This is a genomic window from Pseudarthrobacter enclensis (genome assembly GCF_030811655.1).
Taxonomy (GTDB): Bacteria; Actinomycetota; Actinomycetes; order Actinomycetales; family Micrococcaceae; genus Arthrobacter; species Arthrobacter enclensis_A.
The window spans coordinates 263,994-287,241 of the sequence record NZ_JAUSRE010000002.1 but is presented as its reverse complement, the minus strand read 5'-3'; the positions used below and the strand labels follow the sequence as shown (position 1 = coordinate 287,241).

The 23,248-nt window shown below is 66.2% G+C and carries 23 protein-coding genes; 10 read left to right on the top strand and 13 right to left on the bottom strand.

What is annotated here, in order from left to right; genetic code table 11:
- Positions 1-57: 57 nt before the first annotated feature.
- Entirely contained in the window at positions 58-2,229 is a 2,172-nt protein-coding gene (locus tag J2X98_RS03060; RefSeq protein WP_307304106.1) for a transglycosylase domain-containing protein, read from the top strand.
- A 120-nt stretch (positions 2,230-2,349) separates the two neighbouring features.
- Here J2X98_RS03060 and J2X98_RS03055 read toward each other — a convergent pair whose 3' ends face one another.
- From J2X98_RS03055 to J2X98_RS03040, 4 genes are all read right to left on the bottom strand, one after another.
- On the bottom strand, positions 2,350-2,955 hold the full coding sequence (locus tag J2X98_RS03055) for a DnaJ family domain-containing protein (RefSeq protein WP_307304104.1): 606 nt from the start codon (positions 2,953-2,955) through the stop codon (positions 2,350-2,352).
- 152 nt (positions 2,956-3,107) lie between these two features.
- A complete protein-coding gene (locus tag J2X98_RS03050; RefSeq protein WP_307304101.1) occupies positions 3,108-3,605 on the bottom strand; it encodes an SRPBCC family protein in 498 nt (165 codons plus the stop codon).
- A 12-nt stretch (positions 3,606-3,617) separates the two neighbouring features.
- Entirely contained in the window at positions 3,618-3,950 is a 333-nt protein-coding gene (locus J2X98_RS03045; RefSeq protein ID WP_307304100.1) for an ArsR/SmtB family transcription factor, read from the bottom strand.
- Positions 3,951-4,080: 130 nt separating this feature from the next.
- Positions 4,081-4,815, bottom strand: a complete 735-nt coding sequence (locus J2X98_RS03040) for a GAF and ANTAR domain-containing protein (RefSeq protein WP_141945822.1) — start codon at positions 4,813-4,815, stop codon at positions 4,081-4,083.
- Positions 4,816-5,180: 365 nt separating this feature from the next.
- Between J2X98_RS03040 and J2X98_RS03035 the strand changes: the two genes are divergently transcribed.
- From J2X98_RS03035 to J2X98_RS03015, 5 genes are all read left to right on the top strand, one after another.
- Positions 5,181-5,432, top strand: coding sequence for a hypothetical protein (locus J2X98_RS03035; RefSeq protein ID WP_307304097.1), 252 nt, complete (start codon positions 5,181-5,183; stop codon positions 5,430-5,432).
- The gene (locus tag J2X98_RS03030; RefSeq protein ID WP_307304095.1) at positions 5,429-6,190 is read left to right on the top strand and encodes a GAF and ANTAR domain-containing protein; all 762 of its coding nucleotides are present in this window, start codon (positions 5,429-5,431) and stop codon (positions 6,188-6,190) included. The genes J2X98_RS03035 and J2X98_RS03030 overlap by 4 nt, the downstream gene beginning before the upstream one ends.
- A 232-nt stretch (positions 6,191-6,422) precedes the next feature.
- Entirely contained in the window at positions 6,423-6,617 is a 195-nt protein-coding gene (locus J2X98_RS03025) for a hypothetical protein (RefSeq protein ID WP_141945811.1), read from the top strand.
- A gap of 148 nt (positions 6,618-6,765) precedes the next feature.
- Complete coding sequence (locus J2X98_RS03020) at positions 6,766-7,032, top strand: hypothetical protein (protein WP_307304093.1); 267 nt, start codon at positions 6,766-6,768, stop codon at positions 7,030-7,032.
- Positions 7,033-7,116: 84 nt separating this feature from the next.
- Positions 7,117-8,154, top strand: a complete 1,038-nt coding sequence (locus tag J2X98_RS03015) for a nitronate monooxygenase (RefSeq protein WP_307304091.1) — start codon at positions 7,117-7,119, stop codon at positions 8,152-8,154.
- A 112-nt stretch (positions 8,155-8,266) separates the two neighbouring features.
- Here the strand turns inward: J2X98_RS03015 and J2X98_RS03010 are convergent, their stop codons facing one another.
- Positions 8,267-9,307 (bottom strand): NAD(P)-dependent alcohol dehydrogenase, encoded by a 1,041-nt coding sequence (locus tag J2X98_RS03010; protein WP_141945802.1) that lies wholly within the window; start codon positions 9,305-9,307, stop codon positions 8,267-8,269.
- Between the two features lie 161 nt (positions 9,308-9,468).
- On the bottom strand, positions 9,469-10,485 hold the full coding sequence (locus J2X98_RS03005) for a zinc-dependent alcohol dehydrogenase family protein (protein WP_307304089.1): 1,017 nt from the start codon (positions 10,483-10,485) through the stop codon (positions 9,469-9,471).
- Positions 10,486-10,640: 155 nt separating this feature from the next.
- Between J2X98_RS03005 and J2X98_RS03000 the strand changes: the two genes are divergently transcribed.
- Entirely contained in the window at positions 10,641-11,534 is an 894-nt protein-coding gene (locus tag J2X98_RS03000; RefSeq protein ID WP_307304087.1) for a helix-turn-helix transcriptional regulator, read from the top strand.
- Between the two features lie 122 nt (positions 11,535-11,656).
- Positions 11,657-12,079: a universal stress protein gene (locus tag J2X98_RS02995; protein WP_141945791.1), complete on the top strand. Its 423-nt coding sequence runs from the start codon at positions 11,657-11,659 to the stop codon at positions 12,077-12,079.
- Positions 12,080-12,157: 78 nt separating this feature from the next.
- On the opposite strand, the gene J2X98_RS02990 is transcribed toward J2X98_RS02995, so the two are convergent.
- The 4 genes from J2X98_RS02990 to ilvD form a co-directional block, all read right to left on the bottom strand.
- The gene (locus J2X98_RS02990) at positions 12,158-12,553 is read right to left on the bottom strand and encodes a (R)-mandelonitrile lyase (protein WP_307304085.1); all 396 of its coding nucleotides are present in this window, start codon (positions 12,551-12,553) and stop codon (positions 12,158-12,160) included.
- A 45-nt stretch (positions 12,554-12,598) separates the two neighbouring features.
- A complete protein-coding gene (locus J2X98_RS02985; RefSeq protein ID WP_307304083.1) occupies positions 12,599-13,834 on the bottom strand; it encodes an MFS transporter in 1,236 nt (411 codons plus the stop codon).
- 102 nt (positions 13,835-13,936) lie between these two features.
- Positions 13,937-14,755 carry an oxygenase MpaB family protein gene (locus J2X98_RS02980; RefSeq protein ID WP_141945781.1) on the bottom strand — a complete coding sequence of 273 codons (819 nt, stop codon included), beginning with the start codon at positions 14,753-14,755 and terminating at the stop codon, positions 13,937-13,939.
- Between the two features lie 91 nt (positions 14,756-14,846).
- Positions 14,847-16,706, bottom strand: coding sequence for a dihydroxy-acid dehydratase (gene ilvD / locus J2X98_RS02975; protein WP_141945778.1), 1,860 nt, complete (start codon positions 16,704-16,706; stop codon positions 14,847-14,849).
- Positions 16,707-16,791: 85 nt separating this feature from the next.
- On the opposite strand from ilvD, the gene J2X98_RS02970 reads away from it, so the two are divergent.
- Positions 16,792-17,628, top strand: coding sequence for a helix-turn-helix transcriptional regulator (locus tag J2X98_RS02970; protein WP_307304080.1), 837 nt, complete (start codon positions 16,792-16,794; stop codon positions 17,626-17,628).
- On the opposite strand, the gene J2X98_RS02965 is transcribed toward J2X98_RS02970, so the two are convergent.
- The 3 genes from J2X98_RS02965 to J2X98_RS02955 all read right to left on the bottom strand — a co-directional run bounded on the left by J2X98_RS02965 (position 17,625) and on the right by J2X98_RS02955 (position 21,450).
- The gene (locus tag J2X98_RS02965) at positions 17,625-18,860 is read right to left on the bottom strand and encodes an amidohydrolase (RefSeq protein WP_307304078.1); all 1,236 of its coding nucleotides are present in this window, start codon (positions 18,858-18,860) and stop codon (positions 17,625-17,627) included. The two genes, J2X98_RS02970 and J2X98_RS02965, sit on opposite strands and share 4 nt — an antisense overlap.
- Positions 18,861-18,904: 44 nt before the next feature.
- Positions 18,905-19,852 (bottom strand): polysaccharide deacetylase family protein, encoded by a 948-nt coding sequence (locus tag J2X98_RS02960; protein WP_307304076.1) that lies wholly within the window; start codon positions 19,850-19,852, stop codon positions 18,905-18,907.
- A 65-nt stretch (positions 19,853-19,917) separates the two neighbouring features.
- Positions 19,918-21,450 (bottom strand): purine-cytosine permease family protein, encoded by a 1,533-nt coding sequence (locus J2X98_RS02955; protein ID WP_307304074.1) that lies wholly within the window; start codon positions 21,448-21,450, stop codon positions 19,918-19,920.
- A gap of 106 nt (positions 21,451-21,556) precedes the next feature.
- On the opposite strand from J2X98_RS02955, the gene J2X98_RS02950 reads away from it, so the two are divergent.
- Positions 21,557-23,173, top strand: a complete 1,617-nt coding sequence (locus J2X98_RS02950) for a PucR family transcriptional regulator (RefSeq protein WP_141945767.1) — start codon at positions 21,557-21,559, stop codon at positions 23,171-23,173.
- Positions 23,174-23,248: the final 75 nt, after the last annotated feature.

The following is a 23,248-nucleotide window of genomic DNA, read 5'->3' as shown; positions in this document are numbered from 1 at the left end:
TGGCCAGCCCCTCGGCAGGAGCGTATTCTGATCCCCTTCGAGGACGAGGGCCGAGGGATGGCGAAGAAGCGGAAGCGCAGGCGTCGCTTCAGCGCGGTCCTGGGCAGCATCCTGGGATTCGTGGCGGCAAGTGTGATGTGCGGGGTGTTGGTGGCCAGCCTGGTGGTTCCCGCCGTAGCCGCCGCGGGGATGGGCGTCAGTTCGTCCATTGGTTTCTTTGAGAGCCTGCCAGGGGACTTGACGGTCGCGCCCCCGTCCCAGGCCACGAAGGTCCTCACCTCCGACGGGCAGCAGATCGCCACCTTTTATGCGGAGAACCGCGTGAAGGTGCCACTTGACCAGATGTCGCCGTTTATCAAGGAAGCCATCGTTGCCATCGAGGACGGCAGGTTCTATGAACACGCGGGTGTCGATCCCCAAGGGATACTGCGGGCGCTGGTGTCCAACCTGACCAAGGGCGGCGAGCAGGGCGCGTCCACCATCACCCAGCAGTACGTCACGAATGTGCTGAACGAGGCGCAACTCTCCCAGGACCGGCCTGATGCAGTGGTCCTGAACGGGCAGAAGAACATTGGCGACAAGATCCGCGAGATGAAGCTGGCCATCAGTTTGGAGAAGAAGTACACCAAGGACCAGATCCTCGAGGGCTATCTCAACATTGTGTTCTTCAGCAACAACGCCTATGGGATTGAATCCGCTGCCCGCTACTTCTTCAGCATCAGCGCCAAAGACCTTACCCTTCCGCAGGCGGCCCTGCTGGCAGGTGTGGTCAACAGCCCCACCCTGTACAACCCGGTCACGAATCCGGACAAGTCCATCGGGCGGCGCAACCTGGTCCTGTCCGAGATGCTGCGCCTGGGAAAGATCACGCAGGCCCAGCACGATGAGGCGGTTGCCACCCCCATCCAGCTGAAGATCACGCCCCAGCAACAGGGCTGCGCCTATGCGTCCATGGCACCCTACTTCTGCGACTACATCTCGCATCTGATCCTGAACAACCCCGCTTACGGGCCCACGGAAACGGATCGGGAGCGGCTGCTGTACCGTGGCGGCCTCACCATCGCCACCACCCTGGACAGCAGGCTGCAGGCCGCCGCCCAGGCCCAGGTGGACGGGACCGCGGGCGCAAATCCGGACCGGTGGGCGGCCTCGCTGCTAAGCATCCAGCCCGGCAGCGGCAAGATCCTGGCGATGGCCCAGAACACGGTGTTCCTTCCACAACCGGGAAAGTTCGATACCAACCTGAACTTCAACGTGGATGCGAAAGACGCCCAAGGCAATGACCTGAACGGCGCCGGCGGGTTCCAGCCGGGGTCCACTATGAAGCCCTTCACATTCGCGGAATGGCTGAACGAGGGCAAGACCCTCACCGCAGAAGTTGATGCCTCACGCCGGGTCTACCCGTTGGGGTTCCCCTGGAAGGACAGCTGCGGAAAGGTACTGGGCGCCTACAGCACCGCGCAGGCGAACCCTGCCCTTGGTGCCGCCGACGACCTGCAGAATGCGGAGGACGGCTTCTATCGGCCCATGCCCGTCAACTACGGCCTGTACAACTCGATCAACACCGCCACTTTCGCGTCCGCCTCACAACTGGACTTCTGTGGCATCCAAAAGATGGTGGACGCTGTTGGCCTGCACAGCGGCCTGGACAGCAGCCCGGTCAACATGCACCAACTTGGCAACCTGCTGGGCGGCACGGGCGTCGCTCCCCTCACCCTGGCCAATGCCTTTGCCACCTTCGCCACCGACGGCCGCTACTGCGCTCCCATCGCGTTGGTCAGCATTACGGATGCAGCCGGGGCCAAGCTGCCGGCCCAGGCTTCCGACTGCCACGACGCCGTCAAACCGGACGTGGCCCGTGGCGTCAACTCGGTCCTGCAGGACGTCCTGAAGAAGGGCTCGGGCGTCTGGATCAATCCAAAGGTGCAGGACAAGCTTCCCACCGCAGCCAAGACCGGTACCTCCAATAACAACGGTTCCACCTGGGTGGTGGGATACACCACCGGCCTGGTCACCGCCTCCTTCTTTGGAGATGCACTGGAAGGCCAAAAACGGGCAGGGCAGAACGTGACCATCAACGGCACCTTCTACCCGAGCCTGGACGGATACATGATTGCCGGCCCGCAGTGGGCCAACTACATGCTCAAGGTGGCACCGCTTTATCCTGCGGCCCCGTTCGCGCCGCCTCCCGCTTCAATGATTGGTCCGAACCCCAATTACAGGCCGTAGTCCCCGCGCCTGCGCACGCCTGGCACGCCTCGCCGGAACCTTGCTCCTCAAGTCCATCCCGGCGTCGGGCGCTGACATGTACTGCAACGCATCGAGCGAACTCTTCGAGAAGGACAACGCCTAGCCGGCGCCCCTCCACAACCGTTTCCACCAGGTGCGCCCGTGCTCCGGCTCCGGCTCCGGCTCCGGAGGAACGTCCTCGACCCGGGTTGCCCGCCGGGTGCGCCAGCGTTCCACTTCTTCTTCCACGTCACGGGTTTTGGTGATGACGGGCGGGCCGCCCTGAAGCTGCCGTCGGGCATCGACAACGCGTCGGTTGAAGTCCTGCAGGATGTCGCGAACCTGCTGTTCCGTGTACTGCGCGTCCAGCTTTGCGTCGAGTTCGGCGTCCTCGCCACGGAGCAGGATGGCGGCCGGCCCGAGCCCACTGATGTTCTCCCGCTGGATCAGCCCCTTGACCCACCAGTCCGGATCGTAGCTCTCGCCGAGGCCGGGAATCGGTTTGCCGGCGTACTTGAGGTTGTCGAACTTGCCCTGGGCCATGGCATCCCGGACCAGGTATTCGGCACGGGCGGCGTCGCTGACCTTCCGGCGCTTCTCCCGCTCCTGCGCGTCCAGGGCGTCCAGCGCCGCTTCTTCCTCAGCGCTGATGCCGGCACCGCGGTATGACCGCACCTCGGCCGCCCGTTCGAGACGCTTTCGGAAATCCCCAGCGCCGGTGCCCATAGCCGCCACCGCCTTTCCTCGCTTGAACCCACCTTCCAGTATTCAGCGGCGGCCCGGCGGGTTCAACGCGCAAGGTGGGCGGACGACGGCGGGATGTCCCGCCGTCGTCCGCCCACCTGACGCTGTGGCAAAGGTTAGTGGATTGTGCGCCGTCAGGCGTTGGCGTGCTCGGCGAGGATGCGGTCGATCTGGCCGACCGCTTCCTTGAGGCCTTCCTCCATGCCCATTTGCATCATTTGTTCCAACTGCTCCTCCGACTCGAAGGTGGAAAGGATCGTCATCCGGGTCCGGCCGCCTACGGGCTCGAGGGTGACGGTGGCGTGGCTGACGCCGAGCTCCCCGGTGGGGTTGCCATCGCTGTCCGCGAAGCCGTCATTGAACTGCAGCTCCCGCGGGGGCTCCAGGGAGGTGAATTGCCACCAGCCGTGCGCTTTCTCCCCGTCGGGCCCGGTCATGTAATAGCCGGCGCGGCCGCCCGGGACGAAGTCGTGCTTGTAGAAGGTGGCGGGCCACGTTGGCGGGCCCCACCAGCGCTCCAGCTGCCGCGGATCTTCGAAGAGTTGCCAGACGCGTTCCACGCCGGCGTCGAATTCAGCAATGAGCGTGAGGGTCAGCGCCTCCGGATTCTTGTCCGTACTGATGACTGCCATGGCAATGCCTTCCTAATCTTCAGCGAGAATGCCGGCTATCCTAACGGCGCGCTGCCGCCAGATGTGTTCGTATTCGTCGAGCAGGCGGCGGGCTTTCTGCAGTCCTTCGTGGTTGCCGCGCACGATCTGCCCCCTTCCGCGCTTTTCCTTGGTGACCAGGGATGCGCGCTCCAACACCGCCACGTGCTTTTGGACGGCGGCGAAACTCATGGCGTAAAGGGCTGCAAGACCAGAGACGGAGTACTCACCTACAGTGACCCGGCGGACGATGTCCCGCCGGGTGGAGTCGGCGAATGCCTGGAAAAGGCGGTCCAGTTCGGTCTCGCTAAGCTTTTCTACAACCATTTGGTTGCACGTTATTCCGCGACTGCGTCCGTGTCAAGGGGGAACAGCTGGGACATTCGCAGGTCCGGCGCCGCCGTCGTTTCCGTCCGGCGGCCCTGCAGCGCTGCGGGCGGCAAGGAAACGCCCGATGCTAGGAGTCGAAGTGCGTCTGGACGGGCGTGCCTGACAGCTGCTCGATCAGGTCTTTGGCCACGTCCCGCAGTTTGCGGTTCCGGTTGCTGGACACCTTGGTGAGGATTTCCATGGCCTCCTCCTGGGAGCAGCGGTTCTGCGCCATGATCACGCCGCAGGCGAGATTAATGGCAGTCCTGCTCTCAAGGGCGGCTTCCAGGTCATCGGCGCGGTTTTGGGCGGTGTTGATACGCACGGAGAGGTGCAGCGTGTTGTGGGCGGCCGCAGCGAACCCCACCGCTTTGTCATAGACGTCTGCCGTGAAGGCCCGGGGCCTGGTGGCGAAAAAGTTCAAAGCGGCGCTGGCCTCAGGCGTGATTTCCAGTGGCACGCCCAACGTACTGCGGACGTCGTTTTCCATGAGTTTCCGGTTGTATGTAGTCCACCGCGGATCCGTAGAGACATCGTCAATCACCACAGGGGTCATCTCGCGAAGGGAGCGGATGCAGGGGCCGTCACCCAGGGCCTGCTCAACAAGGTCCAGTTCCACAGCCCTGGCACTGCTGCCGGCCGCAGTGGCGGGGCGACGCCGGAGTTTCAGGGTCACCGCGCACTCGATGTCATCCCCCGCGGCTTCAGAAACTGCTGCTGCCGCCAGCCCCGAGAGACCTGACAGAAACTGCACGGCATCCTCAGCGCCCACCAGAACCTCCTGAAGGTGCTGGACGGTCTCATTGTTGGCAGGATTCAGCATGGGCTTCACTATACGGACCGCCGGCCGTCCGAGTCAGCGCTGCGCTCCCGGAGATGAATTATTCGGGAGCCCTTGACCGCCTCCATACCGTAAACGCCCGCAGAAGCGTAGTGTCAAAGGTAGGAGATTTCGGGATTGCGTCACGTCCAGGGGTTGAATGCACCGGGCCACCCGCGCCAAGAGCGGCGGCCGCCAGCCGGGAATGGAACACCAGGCGCAATCAGGGATCGAGGCCCCATGGCCAGCCACCGTCCACAACATGGCGCCGGCAAGTACGCGGAGCTTCCAGCCGAAGCGGACTTAGTCCCGCCCGGCTCCTCGTTCCGCTCCCCAACTGTGCCCGTGCGGGGGAGCAGAGGCAGGCAATGAACGCCGAGTGGACCGGCGGCCCCGACCAACTCCTGGAGGCCGACGAGCAACGGAAGGACGTAGCCCGTCGTTTCCGTGCCTGCCAAATCCCCATGATCAAGCTGTGGACGTATTACTACGGCCTCGGCGGTGACGCGGACGAGGTATCCCTGGACGCCTACCTCAACGAGGCACTGCACCTTCCGGCCGCCCAGGTCGGGCTGATTGCCACCGCCATAAGGGAACTGTCTGCGGGTGGGGACGAGTGACCAAAGAAGATCCCTCCCGGGAGCCGGAGGGACCGATTCCGGAAGCAACGGAACTGTCGCTCCAGCAGCTGGTACTGGAAAGCCAGGACATCAGGGCCTTCCTCGCGGAACTGGCAATCCTGGCCAGTACGCGGTTGTCCGGCCCGGGGAACACCATCCACAGCGGCGTTACGGTCCTCCGCCATAAAAGGCCAGAGGCAATAGCGGCCAGCGATGGTGCCGCCAGGGCCCTGGACGAGCTGCAGAACGGATTCGGCCAGGGCCCGTGCCTCACCGCACTCCGCCAGGGGACGACCCTCCTTGTGCCGGACCTGGCCGTCGAAACGCGATGGGCCCCCTACATCCGGACGGCCGCACAGCACGGCGTGTCCTCGATTCTTGCCATTCCACTGGACCTCGCGGGTGACGCGGAAGCGGTACTGAACCTCTACTCCGGCCGGAGCAACGGGTTCGCAGGGGAAGACATTGCCACCGTGGAGACCTTTGCCATACAGGCCGCCAGTTCGCTGCGGCTGATCCTTCGGATCTCTCAGCTGAGCGAAGCGAGGAATGACCTGACCGCCGCCATGCAGTCACGCACAGTGATCGACATGGCCGTGGGCGCAATCATGGCCCAGAACCGCTGCGGTCGCGAGACCGCCTTCAGCATCCTCACGCGGGCCTCGAGCACCAGGAACGTCAAGCTCAGGGAAGTGGCCGCAACCGTTATCACCTCGATCTCCGGGGAAGACAGGATTACGGCCTACTTTGATGATTAGCGCCCCGGAGTGCGTGGCCCCGGTCACACGTGATGAGATTCACTCGCAATAAATGCCGTATTTGGTTGAGCGGGCTTATCCGCCACGGGCACTATGGATACGCAGGGCAACACCCGCCCTTGACATCCTGGTGACGCAACGAGGCCCACCGGTGAGCGCAGGCCACCGACCCCCGGAGCGGACAGGCCACCGCCGGACGTAAAGCCGGCTTGATACAGGAAAGTACTGAACAATGACGTTTAACACTGCCGAATCCGTGACGCTGAAGATCTGGGACCGCGCTTCCCTCCACGAGACCCTCGATTCCGCGGTCTCCGACCTCTCCTCGCGCCACAACACCACCACTTCCCGCATTGCAGTCCACTGCAGCGGGCCGAACACCTTCACGCTGAGCGTGCGCGGCGACGAGCCCGCACTGGCGCTGTAAGCAGCCCCCGCCAAAGGACGCGGACGACGGCGGGATCCACCCGGCGTCGTCCGCGTCCTTTTTGCTGCCCCGAAAGAAAAGTGACGACGATCATAGAAGTTACTGCGTGACGTTTCCCTTCCTGCCTGCGTCTTTACCTGGAGGAACTGTGACCAATACCTTGCAGGCAGCCATCCTGGCGGTCGACGGCGTCACCGACGTCTATCCCGCACGGAACCTGTGGCAGCGCCTTCCGGGTCAGGTGGCCTCACTGGTGCAGCCCAGCAACGGCGCCCCCGGGGACGCACAGCTCTTGGCCCCTGTTTGTCCCTCAACGGCGTATGTAGCGGACGAACCCATCGTGCGGATGCAGGAAAGGGCACGCCTACAGACCCGTGAGACCCTAAAGCTCCTGGTGGAAGCCGGATCACGCTGACCGTGGCGGCCGTCCCCTGCGCCTCGAACGGGAGCGTGGACCGGCGTAGCATTCGTCAGGTACGTACCGAACAGCGGAGGGCAGATGGGTACCCAGCAGAAGGCCACCAGGTTCCGTTTCGAGTCGCTGGCCCTGCCGGTGATCCAGGCACCCATGGCCGGCGGGCCCTCCACGCCGCAGCTGGCCGTAGCGGTCAGCGCCGCCGGAGGCCTTGGTTTCCTTGCGGCCGGATACCGGACGGCTGCAGCGATGCGGACAGACATCGAGGCTGTCAGATCGCAGACCAAGCACCCATTCGGCGTCAACCTGTTCGTACCGCAGCCCCCGGTTATCAGTCACGACGACCTGCAGCGATATGCCGCATCACTGGCTCCGGACGCTGAGCGGTTCGGCGTCAAACTGGGAGAGCCAAAGCATGATGATGACGACTGGGACGGGAAGCTCGAAGCATTGCTGGACCTGGCACCCCCGGTCGTTTCGTTCACCTTCGACTTTCCCGAATCCGGCGTGGTGGAATCGCTGAAACAGCGCGGCGTATATGTGATAGCCACTGTCACGGACCGCGAAGAAGCGCTCCGGGCACTTGCCGCCGGAGCGGATGCCCTGTGCGTGCAGGGCCCCGAAGCCGGTGGCCACCGGGGAACGTTCAAGCCGGACGGGCCTCCCCCGCTGGTGCCCCTCCACGGGATCCTCGGCGAGCTTTCCGACCTGGAGGTCCCCCTCATCGGGGCTGGGGGCATCGCAACTGCTGACCACACCCGGACTGCGCTGGCCGTCGGCGCCGTGGCGGTCCAGGCCGGGACGGCATTCCTGCGCGCCGCCGAAGCGGGAACCAAGCCGGTGCACCGGGCTGCCCTGGCGGCGCCGGACCACTTCACCACCACGGACGTCACCCGCGTCTTCTCCGGCCGCAATGCCCGCGGCCTGCACAACGAATTCATGCGCAGACATGATGGCGACGCCCCTTACGGCTACCCGGAAATCCACCACCTCACCACTCCCCTGCGTGCCGCGGCCGCGGCCGCAGGAGAGCCTGAGTGGCTGAACCTGTGGGCCGGCATCAACTACAGGCAAACCATGGAGGGCTCCGCGGTTTCAATCCTGAAAAGCCTCGCGCCCTAAGGCCTGGCCTAAATAGCTTGTCCCGCCGTCGCCGGTTCCTTAAAGCGCGACGGCGGGCCGACCCCTTGTGGGGGGCCGGCCCGCCGTGTGAGTTGGAAGCGCGGGTGGTGCTTTAGAGGGTGGCGGTGTCGATCACGAACCGGTACCGGACGTCCGAGGCAAGGACACGTTCGTAGGCTTCGTTGATCTTCTCGGCCGGGATGACCTCGATTTCGGCGCCCAGGTGGTGCTCGGCGCAGAAGTTGAGCATCTCCTGGGTTTCGCGGATGCCGCCGATCATGGAACCGGCGAAGGAACGGCGTCCGCCAATCAACGCGAAGGCGTTGACCGGAAGGGGCTCCGCGGGTGCGCCGACGTTTACCAGGGCGCCGTCGAGCTTGAGCAGGCCCAGGTAGGAGCTGATGTCAATCGAGGCGCTGACCGTGTTGATGATCAGGTCGAAGGAGCCGGCGAGCTCGGAGAAGGTGTTCTCGTCACTGGTCGCGTAGTAGTGGTCGGCGCCCAGCTTCAGGCCGTCTTCCTGCTTTTTCAGCGACTGGGACAGCACGGTCACCTCAGCGCCCATGGCGTGGGCCAGCTTGACGGCCATGTGGCCCAGTCCGCCGAGGCCGACGACGGCAACGTTCTTGCCGGGGCCGGCACCCCAGTGGCGCAGGGGTGAGTAGGTGGTGATGCCGGCGCACAGCAGCGGTGCGGCGACGTCGAGTTCGATGCCCTCGGGGATGGTCACGACGAAGTCCTCGGTGACCACCACGTGGGTGGAGTAGCCGCCCTGCGTGATGGTGCCGTCGCGGTCGACGGCGCCGTAGGTGCCAATGTTGCCCTTGAGGCAGTATTGTTCCTCGCCCTTCTGGCAGTTTGCGCATTCCTTGCAGGAATTGACCATGCAGCCAACACCGACGCGGTCGCCGACTTTGTGCTTGCTTACTTCTGCGCCGACCTCGGTGACGATGCCGGCGATCTCGTGGCCGGGCACCAGCGGGTACTGCTGCGGGCCCCAGTCACCGCGGACGGTGTGGATGTCCGAGTGGCAGATGCCGGCGAACTTGATGTCGATCATGACGTCGTGGGGACCCACTTCGCGGCGCTCGATGGTGGTAGCCACCAGGTCCTCCGTGGCGGACGGGGATGCATAAGCCTTGACGGTAGTCATGGTTCTCCTGTGATCTGTTGGGGGGACTTCTTAATGCTACCGGGGTTGTTCGGAACAGATCCGGGAAATGCTTGTTCCAAGGTGGCCCTGTTGTGCCTGGTCTTGCGAGTCCTACCCTCAGCAGGCCCAGTTGCCACAAGGCGCATGGCGGCAGAAAGCGGCTATGGCCGGAGCAGGACCTTGACGGCCCGGCGTTCATCCATGGCCCTGTACGCCTCGGCTGCCTGGTCCAGCGGGAGTTCGAGGTCGAAGACTTTTCCGGGTTCGATGTCACCGGCCAGGATGAGGTCGATCAGCTCGGGCAGGTACTGCCGGACCGGAGCGGGGCCGCCGTGAAGGTGCACGAGCGAGGAGAACAGCTCGCGGCCAGGCAGCGCCACGTCATGGGATACGCCCACGAAACCGACGTGGCCGCCGGCACGGGTGGCCTGGATGGCCTGCATCATCGATTCCTGCGTTCCCACGGCTTCGATGACAGAGTGCGCCCCCAGCCCGTCGGTGAGCTCCCTGATTTTCTGTACGCCCGCATCGCCGCGCTCCTCCACGATGTCGGTGGCGCCGAACTCGCGGGCCAGGGCCTGCCGGTCGGCATGCCGGGACATGGCGATGATCCGTTCGGCACCCATCTGCTTTGCCGCCAGGACCCCCAAAAGGCCCACGGCGCCGTCGCCCACCACCGCCACCGTCTTGCCGGGGCCCACCTCGGCCGCCTTGGCGGCGAACCATCCGGTGCCCAGGACATCGGATGCCGTAAGCAGCGATGGGATCTTATCGTCGTCAGGCGTGCCCGGGGTGGCCACCAAGGTGCCGTCCGCCAGCGGGACGCGCAGGTATTCGGCCTGGGCGCCGCCGACGCCCTGCCTGTGCACGCAGCCGGTCTGGTAGCCGGAGCGGCAGATCTCACAGGTGTTGTCCGAGGCAAAGAAGGACCCCACAACGAATTGGCCCGGCTGCACGTTCTTCACGTCAGCGCCCACGTCTTCGACGATCCCCACGTACTCGTGGCCCATGGGCCTGGGCTCGTGCAGGGTGTCGGCGCCACGGTAGGGCCACAGGTCCGACCCGCACACGCAGGCGGCAACAACCTTGATGACGGCATCCGTGGGCTGTTGGATGGCGGGCTTGCCACGGTCCTCGACGCGGACGTCGCCGGGGGCATGCATGATGGTTGCGCGCATGCTGGGTCCTCCAAAGGGTGAAAGGCTGAAAGCGGACTATCCCATCAAACCCGGCCCGGGAACCGTTAGCGAGGGTTCTGCTGAAACTGGTTCTGCTGAAACTGGTTCTGGCAGAACCTCCTTTGCGTTCTTCGCACCGACGTAACGTGTTCCCTATGGATAACCGAGCCGAGGTCCGGCAGTTCCTGTCCTCCCGCCGTGCGCGCATCACCCCGGAGCAGGCAGGCATCGAACCCTACGGCGGCCGCCGCCGGGTGCCGGGGCTGCGGCGCGATGAAGTGGCCCGCCTGGCAGGCGTCAGCGTGGACTACTACACGCGGCTGGAACGGGGAAACCTGAGCGGCGTTTCGGACAGCGTCCTGGATGCCATCGCCGGCGCCCTGGAACTGGACCGCGCCGAGCATGACCACCTCTACGACCTGGCCCGGGCGGCCAACACCTCGGGACGCAAGCGTGCGGCTGGTGCCGGTGCTTCGGCGGCCTCCAAGGTCCGGCCGGAACTGCAGTACCTCCTGGATGCCATCACGGAGGCGCCGGCCTTCATCGGCAACAACCGGCTGGACATCGTTGCCGCCAACACCTTGGGCTACGCCCTGTATTCGGACATGTACCGCAGCCCGTCCCGGCCGGCCAACCACTCCCGGTTCATCTTCCTGGACCCGCGTGCCCACAATTTTTATACGGACTGGGACCGGGCCGCCAACACCAATGTGGCCATCCTCCGCCGCGAAGCCGGGCGCAACCCCCATGACAAGGGCATCGCCGAACTCATCGGAGAGCTGTCGATGCGCAGCGACGAATTCCGCACGCTCTGGGCCGCGCACAACGTCCGCCGCCACTACGCGGGGACCAAGGTTTTCCGCCACCCCGTGGTGGGGCTGCTCGAGCTGAACTACCAGGTTCTGGGGCTGGAAGAGGACCCCGGCCATACCCTTACCGTTTATCCCGCAACCCCGGGCAGCCCCTCCGCCGAAGCCCTCAAGCTCCTGGCTTCCTGGGCGGCCACTGAAAACATCGCGGAGTCGGCGCAGGGACAGGTCCGCGCGTAAGGCTGCGCACCTGGGCCTGCCCATGCCGGCTCCACACGGCTGTGATACCGGGGCTCCGGGCGGGTAGTCCCTAGACTGGCAGATGGACGTTGATGCCAGGACTATTGCGAAGGAGCGAAAAGATGAGTGGAGTAGTTGTTGTAGGCGTGGATGCCAGCCCGTCGGCACGGAAAGCTGCGGAGGTGGCGCTGGGCCTGGCGGAATCCCTGGGCGCGTCACTCCATGTGGTCACCGCGTTTGAGAGCGAAAACTCCGAAACTTACGGTGTGGGCTCGGACAAGGTGAGGATCTCGAACGCTGACAGCTCGGAGATCGTGGCCAAGGATCTGGCCAACTCCAGGCCCGGGGTGGAAGTCACCCACTTCGCCGCCCGCGGCAAGCCGGCAGACTCCCTGATCAAGGAAGCCATCCGCCTGAACGCCCGGCTGATCGTTGTGGGCAACCGGAGGATGCGCGGCATCGGCCGGCTGCTGGGCAGCGTGGCCAACAGCGTGGCGCACAACGCCCCGTGCGACGTCTACATCGCGAACACCTACGAGGACTGACCCTCCCCCCTTCAAAGGTGGGCGGACGACGGCCGGAGGTCCCGCCGTCGTCCGCCCACCTTTTTGCCCAAGGGCTTTTCAGGCCCCGTATTCCTCGTCGGTGACATGGTCGAGCCAGGTGACCACCTGGCCGTTACTGTCCGCTTCCTGCATGGCCACGTGCGCCATGAAGCGGTCCGCCGTGGCACCGTGCCAGTGCTCTTCCCCGGGTTCGATGTACACCACGTCGCCCGGGCGGATCTCCTGGACTTCGCCGCCGCGGCGGGCCACCAGGCCGATCCCATCGGTCACGTAGAGGGTCTGGCCCTTGGGGTGGTGGTGCCAGGCGGTGCGGGCGCCGGGAGCGAACCGGACATGCGCGCAGCCGATGGCCGACTGCCCGTCAGGGTTCCGGATCCCATCGATCTGCACTGTCCCGGTGAACCATTCCTTGGGCCCGGCGCCCGTTTGGCCGCCGCTTTCGATGTATTTCATGCTCTCCTCCTGTTGGGTGGGTTCAGGGTCTAATGGGCCGGATGGTCATTGGGTTTGTCCCGTCCGGGCAAGCGTGGCCCGGGCGGTCTGGAACGCCAGGACCGCAGCGACGCCAAGGATGCCGGCGCCGGCGAGGAAGGTCCCGCGGTAGCCGGCGGAGTCGTACAGCACGCCGCCCACTGTTGACCCGACAGCGATTGAGGTCTGGACCACGGCCACCATCAGGCCGCCACCGGCCTCGGCGTCATGGGGCATGGCCTTCGCGATCCAGCTCCACCAGCCCACGGGCGCGGACGTGCCCAGCAGGCCCCATATCGCCAGAAGGACCACGACGACGGCGAACCAGTCGCCGGAGGGCACGAGGCCTGCCGCGATGGCCGCCATGAGCGCCGGAATGACTGCCAGCGTCCGGTACAGGCCCTTTCCGATGAAGCGGCCGATCAGCAGGGTACCCACGAATCCGGCCACCCCGATGACCAGGAGGACCAGGGACACCGAGGCCGCGCCCGCGCCTGTCACGGTCTCCAGGAACGGGCGGATGTAGGTGAACAGCACGAACTGTCCCATGAAGAAGGAACCGCAAGCAGCCATGCCCCAGGCGACAGGCGGGCTCCTGAAAGCGGCGAAAATGGTGAAGACGTTTCCGGCCGCCCCGGTGGGCCGTTCCGCTTTCATGGCAGGCAGGCTTCTCCACTGCCAAGCAAGGGCCAGCAGCGCCACCGGCACCAGGCAGAAGAACGCACCGCGCCATCCGATGATGGAGCCCAGGTAGCTGCCCAGTGGTGCAGCCACCACCGTGGCCAGGGCGTTGCCGCCATTGAAGATGGCCAGGGCGCGCGGCACCTGGTGGGCCGGTACCAGACGCATTGCGGTGGCGGCGGACATGGACCAGAATCCGCCGATGACCACGCCGATCAGTGCACGGCCGATCATGAAGACCAGGTATCCCGGTGCCAGCGCAACCAGGGCTCCGGAGACTGCCATGAGCGTGGTCAGTCCCAGCAGGAGCGTCTTGCGGTTCATACTGCCGGCAAGGGTGGACACCGACAGGCTGGTCGTCACAGCGAACAGCCCGGAAATCGCTATGCCCTGCCCCACCATCCCCTCTGAAACCTGCAACTCGGCGGCCATGGGCGTGAGCAGGCTGACGGGCATGAACTCGGAGGCGATCAGGGCGAACACGCACAGGGACATCGCGAAGACCCCTCCCCAATGCGCAGGGTGCTGCACTTCCGGTTTTGGTGGCGCGCTGGTAATGGTGACAGTTGTTTCGGTGGCCATGCCTCCATGAAACAGGGTGGTGGGAACACTAGCGAGGGCCCTGCTGAAACCGGTCTTGGCAGAACCCCTTTACGGACGCCTTAGAGCGACGGGGCCGCGGGCCTAGGCAGTGGTCCCCTGCTGCTGCATGTTCTGCGGGCTCTTTCGCAGGTCCTTTTCAAGTTCGGCCAGGCAGTAGTCCTTGAACCAGTGCCTGATGCGCAGCGGGAGAACCGGATAGGCAACGGCAAGGACGCGCCACGTGCGGTCGAACCTGCGCTGGTGGCGGTCGCTCCACGCAAGGCCGAAGTCCTGCCGCAACTGCCCCGGCAGGAGCCCTGCGGTGAGGAACCTGGCAGAGGGCATGATGGCGCGGTACCAGAGTGCGGTGTGCGTGGGAAACAGCAGGCCGCGTCCCACGCGCACGCCTTCTTCTTCCGCGCGGAGGGTTGAAAGCTGCTCCTCCCAGTAGCGGCGGAAGGCCGCGCGGTCCTCCGGCCACATCTCCGGTGGCAGCTGCAAAGCGGTGCCGATCCGCGCGTAGTCGCGGTACATTGCGTCGGCTGCGTCGTCGTCCAGCGGGCCGCGGATCTTCTCGACGATGGTCTGCGCGGTGTCATAAAGAGTGGCCGCCACCCAGAGCTGCAGTGCGGGGTCGTAGGCGCTGTAGCCGGCAGAGGACTCGTCTGCGGGACGGCGTACCGGCATATGTGCCTGGTTGACCCTGCGGCGGACTTCCCTGACCTGCTCCTCGGTTCCATAGACGATGCCGTAGACGTAGGTGAGTGTGCCCTTGAGCCGGTCTACAGGGCGCTGGGTGAAGGTACTGTGGGCAGCCACCCCGCGGCCGATTGCGGGTTGGGCGAGCTGCAGCAGGATGGCCCGTCCTGCCCCGGCAAGCAGGATGCCTTCGGCCCGGAAGTCGGCATCGCCCTGAACCATGTGAAAAGGGTACCGGAGGCAAAGGACGTGAGGACGGGCCCTTTGGCCCGTCCTGAGGTCCCGCACACCCCTCTGTTACAAGTGAGCCGGCTTACCGCTCCAGCAGGGACACGTCCCGGACCGCGCCCTTGTCCGCGGACAGTGCCATGGCGGCATAGGCGCGCAGGGCTGCGGACACCTGGCGGTCCCGGTCCTTGGGCTTGTACCCGCCGTTGACTTCCAGTTTCTCGCGGCGTTCGGCGAGGACCTCGTCGGAGACCTCCAGCTGCATGGACCGCTGGCTGATGTCGATGCTGATAATGTCGCCGTCCTCCACCAGGGCGATGGCACCGCCGGAGGCAGCCTCCGGAGAGATGTGGCCGATCGAGAGGCCGGAGGTGCCGCCGGAGAAGCGGCCGTCCGTGATGAGGGCGCACTTCTTGCCCAGGCCGCGGCCCTTGAGGAAGGACGTGGGGTACAGCATTTCCTGCATGCCAGGGCCACCGCGGGGGCCCTCGTAGCGGATAACCACAACGTCGCCCTCCTTGACCTGCTTGTTCAGGATCTTCTCCACGGCCTCGTCCTGGGACTCGCAGACCACTGCCGGCCCGGAGAAGGTCCAGATGGATTCGTCCACGCCCGCGGTCTTCACCACGGCGCCGTCAATGGCCACGTTGCCCCGGAGCACGGCCAGGCCGCCGTCCTTGGAGTAGGCGTGCTCCACGGAGCGGATGCAGCCTTCCGCGGCGTCGGTGTCGAGCGAGGTCCACTCGTTCGACTGGGAGAACGCGGTGGAGGACCGGACGCCGCCGGGGGCCGCGTGCCACAGGGCCTTGGCTTCCTCGGTGGCCTTGCCGCCGCGGATGTCCCAGTCGTCCAGCCAGCCGTCCAGGTCATTGGAGTGCACGGAGTGGACGTCCTTGTGCAGGAGGCCGCCGCGGTTCAGCTCGCCCAGCAGGGCCGGGATGCCGCCGGCGCGGTGCACGTCCTCCATGTAGTAGGTCTTGTCCTTGGCGACGTTCGGGGCCACCTTGGCCAGGCACGGTACCTGGCGGGACTTGGCGTCCATCTCGGCCAGGCCGTAGTCCACGCCGGCCTCCTGGGCCGCCGCGAGCAGGTGCAGGATGGTGTTGGTGGAGCCGCCCATGGAGATGTCCAGGGCCATGGCGTTGTCGAAGGCCTTCGCGGTGGCGATGGAGCGGGGCAGCACGGAGTCGTCGTCGCCGTCGTAGTAGCGCTTCACCAGCTCGACGACGGTGGCGCCGGCCTTCTCGTACAGCGCCTTGCGTGCGGTGTGGGTGGCCAGCACGGAGCCGTTGCCGGGCAGGGACAGGCCGATGGCCTCGGTGAGGCAGTTCATGGAGTTGGCGGTGAACATGCCGGAGCAGGAACCGCAGGTGGGGCAGGCGTTCTCTTCGATGAGGTTGATGTCGGCGTCGGAGATGGACTCGTCCACGGCGTCGGCAATCGCGTTCACCAGGTCCAGGGAGCGGACGGAACCGTCGGTCAGGGTCACCCGGCCGGCTTCCATGGGGCCGCCGGAGACGAAGACCACGGGGATGTTCAGGCGCAGTGCTGCCATCAGCATGCCCGGGGTGATCTTGTCGCAGTTGGAGATGCACACTAGGGCGTCGGCGCAGTGCGCGTTGACCATGTATTCGACGGAATCGGCGATCAGGTCGCGGGACGGCAGCGAGTAGAGCATGCCGGCGTGGCCCATGGCAATGCCGTCGTCAACGGCGATGGTGTTGAACTCGCGCGGCACGGCGCCGGCGGCAAGGATCGCGTCGGAGACGATCCGTCCCACAGGCGCGAGGTGGGTGTGGCCGGGAACGAATTCGGTGAAGGAGTTGGCCACTGCGATGATCGGCTTCCCGATATCGGAGTTGGCGACGCCGGAGGCGCGCAGCAGTGCGCGGGCGCCCGCCATGTTGCGGCCATGGGTGACTGTTTTAGAGCGGAGTGCAGGCATGCTTACCATCCTCTTGCCTTGGCGACGCGGACGGAAGACAGCGCTGCTACTAGTAGTGGGAGTACCAGAGTAATAGTATTTTACGATGAGTGATCCTGGGCGCCGAAAAGAACTTGGCCTTTTCCTACGGGCCCGGCGCGACCAGGCGCTCCGGGCCGACTATGGGTTGCCGCCGATCGGCCGTGCGCGCGACCGCGGGCTGCGCCGCGAGGAGGTGGCCTTCCTCTCCGGCGTCAGTGTCACCTGGTACACGTGGCTTGAACAGGGACGGGACATCAACCCGTCCCGCCAGGTCCTGGAGGCTGTGAGCCGCGCCCTGCATCTGTCGGGAACGGGCCTGGGCTATGTGCTCTCCCTCGGCGGGTACGCGTCCGCCGCGCCTGCCGGACCTGCCGCCGATACCGCCCCGCCCCACATCCAGCGGCTGATGGACGCGCTGGATCCCAACCCCTCCTTTGCACTGTTCCCGGACTGGCGGGTAGCCGGCTGGAACAAGGCCTATGCGGCGCTCTACCCCAACATCGCCACCGTGGCACCCGCGGACCGGAACCTGCTGTGGCTGGTGTTCACCGACCCCTACGTCCGCAACCTGCTGCCGGACTGGGAAACAACCAGCAAGAGGTTCCTTGCCGAGTTCCGGGCCGAGACCGGACAGCGCCTGGGTGACCCGGACATCCAGTACCAGGTGGAGCGGCTCAAGGAAGCAAGCCCCGAATTCCGGCAAGGCTGGGACCTTTACGACATCCTGGGCTTTGAGTCCCGCGAGCGCCTTTTCCACCACCCGGCGGTGGGAGTGCTGCAGCTGGAACACCACCAGGTGTCCCCTTCGGACCGGCCGGACCTGCACATCGTGGTGTACACCCCGTCCCCGGGCAGCGACGCGGCGGCACAGATGACGTCACTCATGGCGGCAAACGCCTAACCGGCGTCGGTGCCAAGATAAGCCAACGCCGCGGTAGCCTGCGCCTGCGTGGCCGTGCGAAGGGTGGGGTCCACGGCCGGCAGGAAGAACGGGGAGTGGTTGGCGGGGATGTCCGTGTCCACGGTCCCCGCTTCCACGGCCCGGCGGTAGACGTCGCGGGGCACGGAGCCGACAATCCAGTACACGTATGGAGTGCCGAAGGCGTCGGGGATGCGGCTGAAATCCTCGGAGGCCGTCTGCGGGGCGGTGCGGTAGACGGCATCCGCCCCGAAGGACCTGGTGAAGGCCGCCGTGACCCGGGCGTTGGCCTCCGGATCGTTGCTGGTCAAAGGGTATTGGTCGTAGTACTCGAACTCCGGTTCCTGCGGGGAGCCCGCTGCAGCGCACTCGCCCCGCACGATCCGCTCGATGGCGGCAATCATCTGGCTGCGGGTCGCGATGCTGTAGGTCCGCAGGTTGAGCAGCAGCTCCGCCCGGTCCGGGATGATGTTGGCCGTTGCACCGGCGTTCACCGAGCCCACTGTCAGCACCGCGAACTCCCCCGGAGTCGTTTCACGGGACACCACGGTTTGCAGGCGGAGGACGATCAAGGCAGCCAGCACCACCGGATCGACCGACTTATGCGGCATTGATCCGTGGGCGCCCCGCCCGTGGACGGTGATCCGGATCGAGTCACCGGCCGACAGCACCGGACCCGGCGTGGTGCCGATGGTTCCCGCCTCGGTGGGCATGACGTGCTGGGCCAGCGCAATGTCCGGCCGGGGGATTCCGGCGGCCAGGCCGTCGTCGAGCATTGCCTGCGAGCCTGCCGCCGTCTCCTCGGCCGGCTGGAACAGGGCAACGTAGGTGCCCTGCCAGGTGTCCCGGTGGTCGGCAAGGTATTTTGCGGCGCCGAGCAGGGCCACCACATGCATGTCGTGCGCGCAGGCGTGCATCACGCCCGGTTTGGCGGAGGCGTAGCGTGCCCCCGTCGCCTCAGCGACGGGAAGGGCATCCATGTCCGCCCGCGCCAGCACGCACGGACCGGCGCCGTTGGCAAGAACGCCAACGACGCCGGTGCCGCCGAAGTGCCGGACGTCAAAGCCCCAGCGGGCCAGGTTGTCCGCTGCCGCGGCGGACGTTTCGTGTTCGGCAAGGCCTAGCTCCGGGTTCCGGTGGAGCTGCTCGTAGAGCGGTATCTGCCAGGCCAGTTCCTGCCCGACGCCGTCCTGAAGGCTGTCCATAAGGTCCATGCGGGCGCTCCTCCCGGCCGGCGGCACCGGCCCTTGGGGTCACTTTAGGCCAGCACCCCCTGCCGCACCATGGCCGGCTCAAACTGCGCACCCGCGCCCGGGAATACCGGCACCTCGATCCGCGCGTGGGTGTGGACCTCGGTCACCGTGGCCTTGGTGTGGCGGGCGATCTGCTCCATGGTGGTCACCCACATGCCGTCCATGCCCTTCACCCGCTCGATCAGCTGCTCCAAGGCCACTGCCTTGGACGGCCGGCCGGAGATGAACGGGTGGTTGGTCAACACGAAGCAGCTGCCTTGGGAGTGGTGGGCCTCGGCCTCAAGCGTCCACATTTCCAGGACCTTGGCCGGACTCTCGATCACGCCGCTGCCGGTCACTCCCGGGTAGAAGGCGTACTGCTCCCAGTCGTCCAGGGTCCAGTCCACGGGGATCTCCACGATGTCCCGGGGATCATCGGCGGCGACGGCGAACCGGTAGGGGGCGTCGCCGTCGAGCAGGCTGGAATCGTAGAGGAAGCCGCGGTCTGCCAGCAGGCCCGGGGAGTGCCAGTTCAGCTCCCACCAGGGTGCCCTGTAGCCCACGGGACGGATACCGGCCACTTTGGCCAGCGCTTCCAGGCCGCGGTCAATGTAACCGGCCTCGGTGGCTGCGTCGATAGCCTGCATAGGTTCGTGCAGGTATCCGTGGTGGGCTACCTCGTGCCCGCCGTCCACAATGCGCCGCACGATGTCCGGGTAGGACTCGGCGGTAAAGCCGGGGATGAAGAAGGTGGCCTTGATGTCCTGGCGCTCCAGGATCTTCAGGAGCCGTGGTACCGCGATCCTGGGGCCGTAGGACTGGTGGGTCATCAGGGACATGCGCCGTGTGCTGGTGGGGTCGTGGGCGATGGTGCAGGACTCGGCGTCCACGTCGAAGGTGAAGGAGGCGGCGGCTTTGGCGCCGTCGGGCCAGATGACGGTGTGCAGGGGGTCCGCGATGGCGGGCTGGTTCACGGGAAATCCTTTCGGCGGGCGCAGGGCGCCCGCCAGGTTTCTGCAGGGAAGAGGAGTTGTGCCGCTTAGAGGGCGGGAAGGGCGGGCGTGGTGCCGGCCGGCTGGCCCTCGGTTTCAGCTGCCGCCCGGGGCTCGAGTGCGAGGTAGCGGATGTGCTGCCGCGGCCCGAGGATGGCGTACACGCCGGCGCTGGTCAGACCGCCGGCCAGCCAGGAGAGGTCCCAGCCGCCCAGGGCTACCGCGATGGGTCCCTGCATGATGGGGATCAGGCCGTACATGAACAGCCAGGTGGCGACGATGCCGGCCACGAGGGAGACGACGCCCGCCCAGTTGACACCGGGGAGCCGCTTGGTACCCACGGCGTCGAACAGGCGCTCGGGCTCGCCCGGCCAGCGCTTGTCCAGCCAGAAGTAGTGCACCAGCATGATCCCGCCCCAGGCGGCCACCCAGGCCACCAGGCCGATCAGCCAGGCGTCGAGCACCGCGGCGAAGTCCTCCTGGAAGATGAAGAAGACGACGGCGGCGAGCGAGAAGACGCCGACGAACAGGTTGAGCTTGCGGCGGCTGATGGAGATGTCCAGGGCCTGGGTGGCGACGGAGAAGGTGTAGATGTTCAGGATATTGGTGGCGATGGGGCCGTGGAGCACCATCAGCAGCACGGGCAGCGCCATGGCGCCGAAGTTGAGGACGATCAGCTTGCCGGGATCGATCTGCCCGCTGTTGGTGGCCAGGCTGGCACCAAGGACACCCAGCCACACCACGGGGATGAACTGGCCCAGCACGGAGGCCAGGTAGACCTTCTTCTTGGGGACGCTGGTGCTGACGAACCGGGAGTAGTCCGCGGCGTAGGTGAACCAGGTGATGCCCCAGCCGATGCCGATGGCGGTCATGACGGCGCTCATGGCCGCGATGCGCTCGGAGCCTTCCAGGATGGCGCCGGCAGGTCCGGCGTAGCCCCAGTCGATGTCCATGCCGAACCAGGCGACGGCGGACATGACGGCGAGGATAAGGATAGTGGGCGGCACGGTCCATTTCTCGAAGGCCGCGATGGCCTTGTAGCCGAACCAGGCAATGGCCACCTGGAGGGCCATGATGAAGGTGGCGACGCCGATCTTCCAGCCGTAGTTGGGGGCTTCGGGGTCAACCCAGCCGAGGGTTCCGAAGAGTGCCATGACAAGGTCCAGGATGATCCAGGTGTTGACTGCGCACCATCCGATGACCAGCAGGGCCTGGATGGCTGCCGGCAGGTAGTTGCCGCGGCGTCCGAACGCCGCCCGGGCCAGGACCATGCCCGTGGCTCCGGTCTTCTGGCCGAGGAGGACGAAGCAGCCAAAGAGCAGCATGCCGATCAGGTTGCCCAGCACCAGGACGGTGACAGTGTCCGCGAGCCCTAGTCCCAGCTGGATACCGAGTGCCCCCAGCACCCAGTTGATGGGTGCCAGGTTGGCGCCCGCCCAGATCCAGAACTGGCCGGATACCTTGCGTGTTCGTGCTGACTCGGGGATGGGCTGCAGCCAGGCTTCGTGGTCCACAACGCTGTGGTCCTGTACCGCCTGGCCAGGTTGGCCGTGCGTGGCTGTTGAAAGCTTTTCTTGCATGGGGGCCTCCGTGAGGTGGATAAGTACCAAAAGGCTATGTGGCCCTCATCACAAGGAACAAGATACGATCTGTCGAACAGATCCTCCTACTACGTTACGGAATGTCGTGTCAGTGTTTCTTGGCGAAATACTCGCCCATCCCGCCCTCGCCGCCGCCGATCCCGTAGTCCACCCCTTGGGCGCGGTGGCGGATGCGCAGCCCGTCCGCTGGGTCCATTCCAGCGAAGTCCTGGACATCGCTCCCCTGCTCCGGGGCGGGGAGCTGCTGCTGTGCGGCGGCATCACCCTGGCCACGGCCACGCCGGCCAAACGTGAAGACTATGTGCGCGAACTGGCCCAGCGCGGCATCGCCGCGCTCGCGATTGAAACCGGAGGCGCGTTGCCGGAGATCCCTGCCGACATGCTGCAGAAGGCGGAGGAGTTCGGCCTGCCCGTGGTGGAACTGCGCAAGGTGGTTCCGTTTGTGGGCGTGATGCAGGCCATCAACTCCATGCTGGTGAGCGAGTCGGTGGGGCACCTGCAGCAGGCAGACGCCGCCACGCGGGCCATGGCCGCGGAGCTGGCCCACGGCGCCTCGCTGGACAAGATCCTGGGCGTCCTTGCGGGCATCACCGGATCCGGCGTGAAGCTCACGTCGCCATGGGGAGTCACCATGGGCAGCGCCGTCCCCGAGGGCTGGCTTGGGAAACAAGGGGCGCGGGAGGATGACGCGCAGCCGGAAGAAGGAGCAGCGGACGACGGCGCCCCGGGCCGGGGCGGGCACCGCATCCCTTTTCCGGCGGCCGCCGGAGCGGTGATCAGCGTGGACATCCCGGTGCGGGGCGTCCTGATGGGCCGGTTGGAGGTGCAGGTCCCGGAGGACGCAGACACCGCGCTGGCGCGGGTGGCCGGTGAGCGTGCCGTGGACATCCTTGGGCTGGCACTGCTGCAGCACACGCCTCCCGGGCTGCACGCCCTGGCTGGGGCTGAACTGATGCGCGCCGTACTCAACGCGGCACCGGAGTGGCGGCTCGAGCAGCTGGCACCGGGCGCCGGCTTCCCCACGGATTCCCCCGTGGTGGTGGCGGCAATCCACGCGGCGTCCCCGCAGGAGCTGCGTGGCGCCGTCGAAAACTTCCTGAGTTTGCGGCGGATACCCTGCGCCGCCTACCTGGACGACGCCGAACTGGTGGTGATGATTGGGCTGCCCTGCGCCGATACCGCCGGTGAAAGGCGGCGGCTGTTGGAATCGCTGCAGGCCCTGGAGGGGGACCGGGATGCCGTGATCGCCGTCGGGCCGCTGGCCGGCGGAGTGGCGGAGGCGGCCTGGTCGCTGGCGGAAGCCCGCCGTGCCCTGGAGATTCGGCAGATCCGGCGCCGGAACGCATCGGCCCGCAGGCGGTACCCCGCCCGTGGGCTGGTGGTGATTGATGCTGGGGACGCCGCGGTGGAAAGCCTCGCCCTGACCTGCCTGGACGCCTCGGCACGCGATGCGTTCGTCAACCGGCAGCTTCGGGCCGTGCTGGAGCATGATGCGCAGCGCCAATCCCAACTCCTGGAAACCCTTCAGGTGTGGCTGGACTCCGGCTGTAACACAGCCCAGTCAGCCCGCGAACTGCATCTGGAACGGCAGTCCATGCATCACCGGCTGCAACGGATTTTCGAGTTGTGCGGCGGCGACCCGCGCGGCACGGGCCGGCTGGCGGCGCTGCACCTGGCGGCTCGGATGGCAGGGCTGCCCTGACGTCCCACCCGCCGCAGGGAGGGACGAAGGCCGTGCATTAGGCGCGGCCGTTCCCTACCGGGAAACGCCAGCCGC

Excerpts from the sequence above, each read along its gene's own strand:
- J2X98_RS03060 (WP_307304106.1), top strand. The coding sequence starts at position 58 with ATGGCGAAGAAGCGGAAGCGCAGGCGTCGCTTCAGCGCGGTCCTGGGC.
- J2X98_RS03055 (WP_307304104.1), bottom strand. The coding sequence starts at position 2,955 with ATGGGCACCGGCGCTGGGGATTTCCGAAAGCGTCTCGAACGGGCGGCC.
- J2X98_RS03050 (WP_307304101.1), bottom strand. The coding sequence starts at position 3,605 with ATGGCAGTCATCAGTACGGACAAGAATCCGGAGGCGCTGACCCTCACG.
- J2X98_RS03045 (WP_307304100.1), bottom strand. The coding sequence starts at position 3,950 with ATGGTTGTAGAAAAGCTTAGCGAGACCGAACTGGACCGCCTTTTCCAG.
- J2X98_RS03040 (WP_141945822.1), bottom strand. The coding sequence starts at position 4,815 with ATGCTGAATCCTGCCAACAATGAGACCGTCCAGCACCTTCAGGAGGTT.
- J2X98_RS03035 (WP_307304097.1), top strand. The coding sequence starts at position 5,181 with ATGAACGCCGAGTGGACCGGCGGCCCCGACCAACTCCTGGAGGCCGAC.
- J2X98_RS03025 (WP_141945811.1), top strand. The coding sequence starts at position 6,423 with ATGACGTTTAACACTGCCGAATCCGTGACGCTGAAGATCTGGGACCGC.
- J2X98_RS03015 (WP_307304091.1), top strand. The coding sequence starts at position 7,117 with ATGGGTACCCAGCAGAAGGCCACCAGGTTCCGTTTCGAGTCGCTGGCC.
- J2X98_RS03010 (WP_141945802.1), bottom strand. The coding sequence starts at position 9,307 with ATGACTACCGTCAAGGCTTATGCATCCCCGTCCGCCACGGAGGACCTG.
- J2X98_RS03005 (WP_307304089.1), bottom strand. The coding sequence starts at position 10,485 with ATGCGCGCAACCATCATGCATGCCCCCGGCGACGTCCGCGTCGAGGAC.
- J2X98_RS03000 (WP_307304087.1), top strand. The coding sequence starts at position 10,641 with ATGGATAACCGAGCCGAGGTCCGGCAGTTCCTGTCCTCCCGCCGTGCG.
- J2X98_RS02995 (WP_141945791.1), top strand. The coding sequence starts at position 11,657 with ATGAGTGGAGTAGTTGTTGTAGGCGTGGATGCCAGCCCGTCGGCACGG.
- J2X98_RS02990 (WP_307304085.1), bottom strand. The coding sequence starts at position 12,553 with ATGAAATACATCGAAAGCGGCGGCCAAACGGGCGCCGGGCCCAAGGAA.
- J2X98_RS02985 (WP_307304083.1), bottom strand. The coding sequence starts at position 13,834 with ATGGCCACCGAAACAACTGTCACCATTACCAGCGCGCCACCAAAACCG.
- J2X98_RS02980 (WP_141945781.1), bottom strand. The coding sequence starts at position 14,755 with ATGGTTCAGGGCGATGCCGACTTCCGGGCCGAAGGCATCCTGCTTGCC.
- ilvD (WP_141945778.1), bottom strand. The coding sequence starts at position 16,706 with ATGCCTGCACTCCGCTCTAAAACAGTCACCCATGGCCGCAACATGGCG.
- J2X98_RS02970 (WP_307304080.1), top strand. The coding sequence starts at position 16,792 with ATGAGTGATCCTGGGCGCCGAAAAGAACTTGGCCTTTTCCTACGGGCC.
- J2X98_RS02965 (WP_307304078.1), bottom strand. The coding sequence starts at position 18,860 with ATGGACCTTATGGACAGCCTTCAGGACGGCGTCGGGCAGGAACTGGCC.
- J2X98_RS02955 (WP_307304074.1), bottom strand. The coding sequence starts at position 21,450 with ATGCAAGAAAAGCTTTCAACAGCCACGCACGGCCAACCTGGCCAGGCG.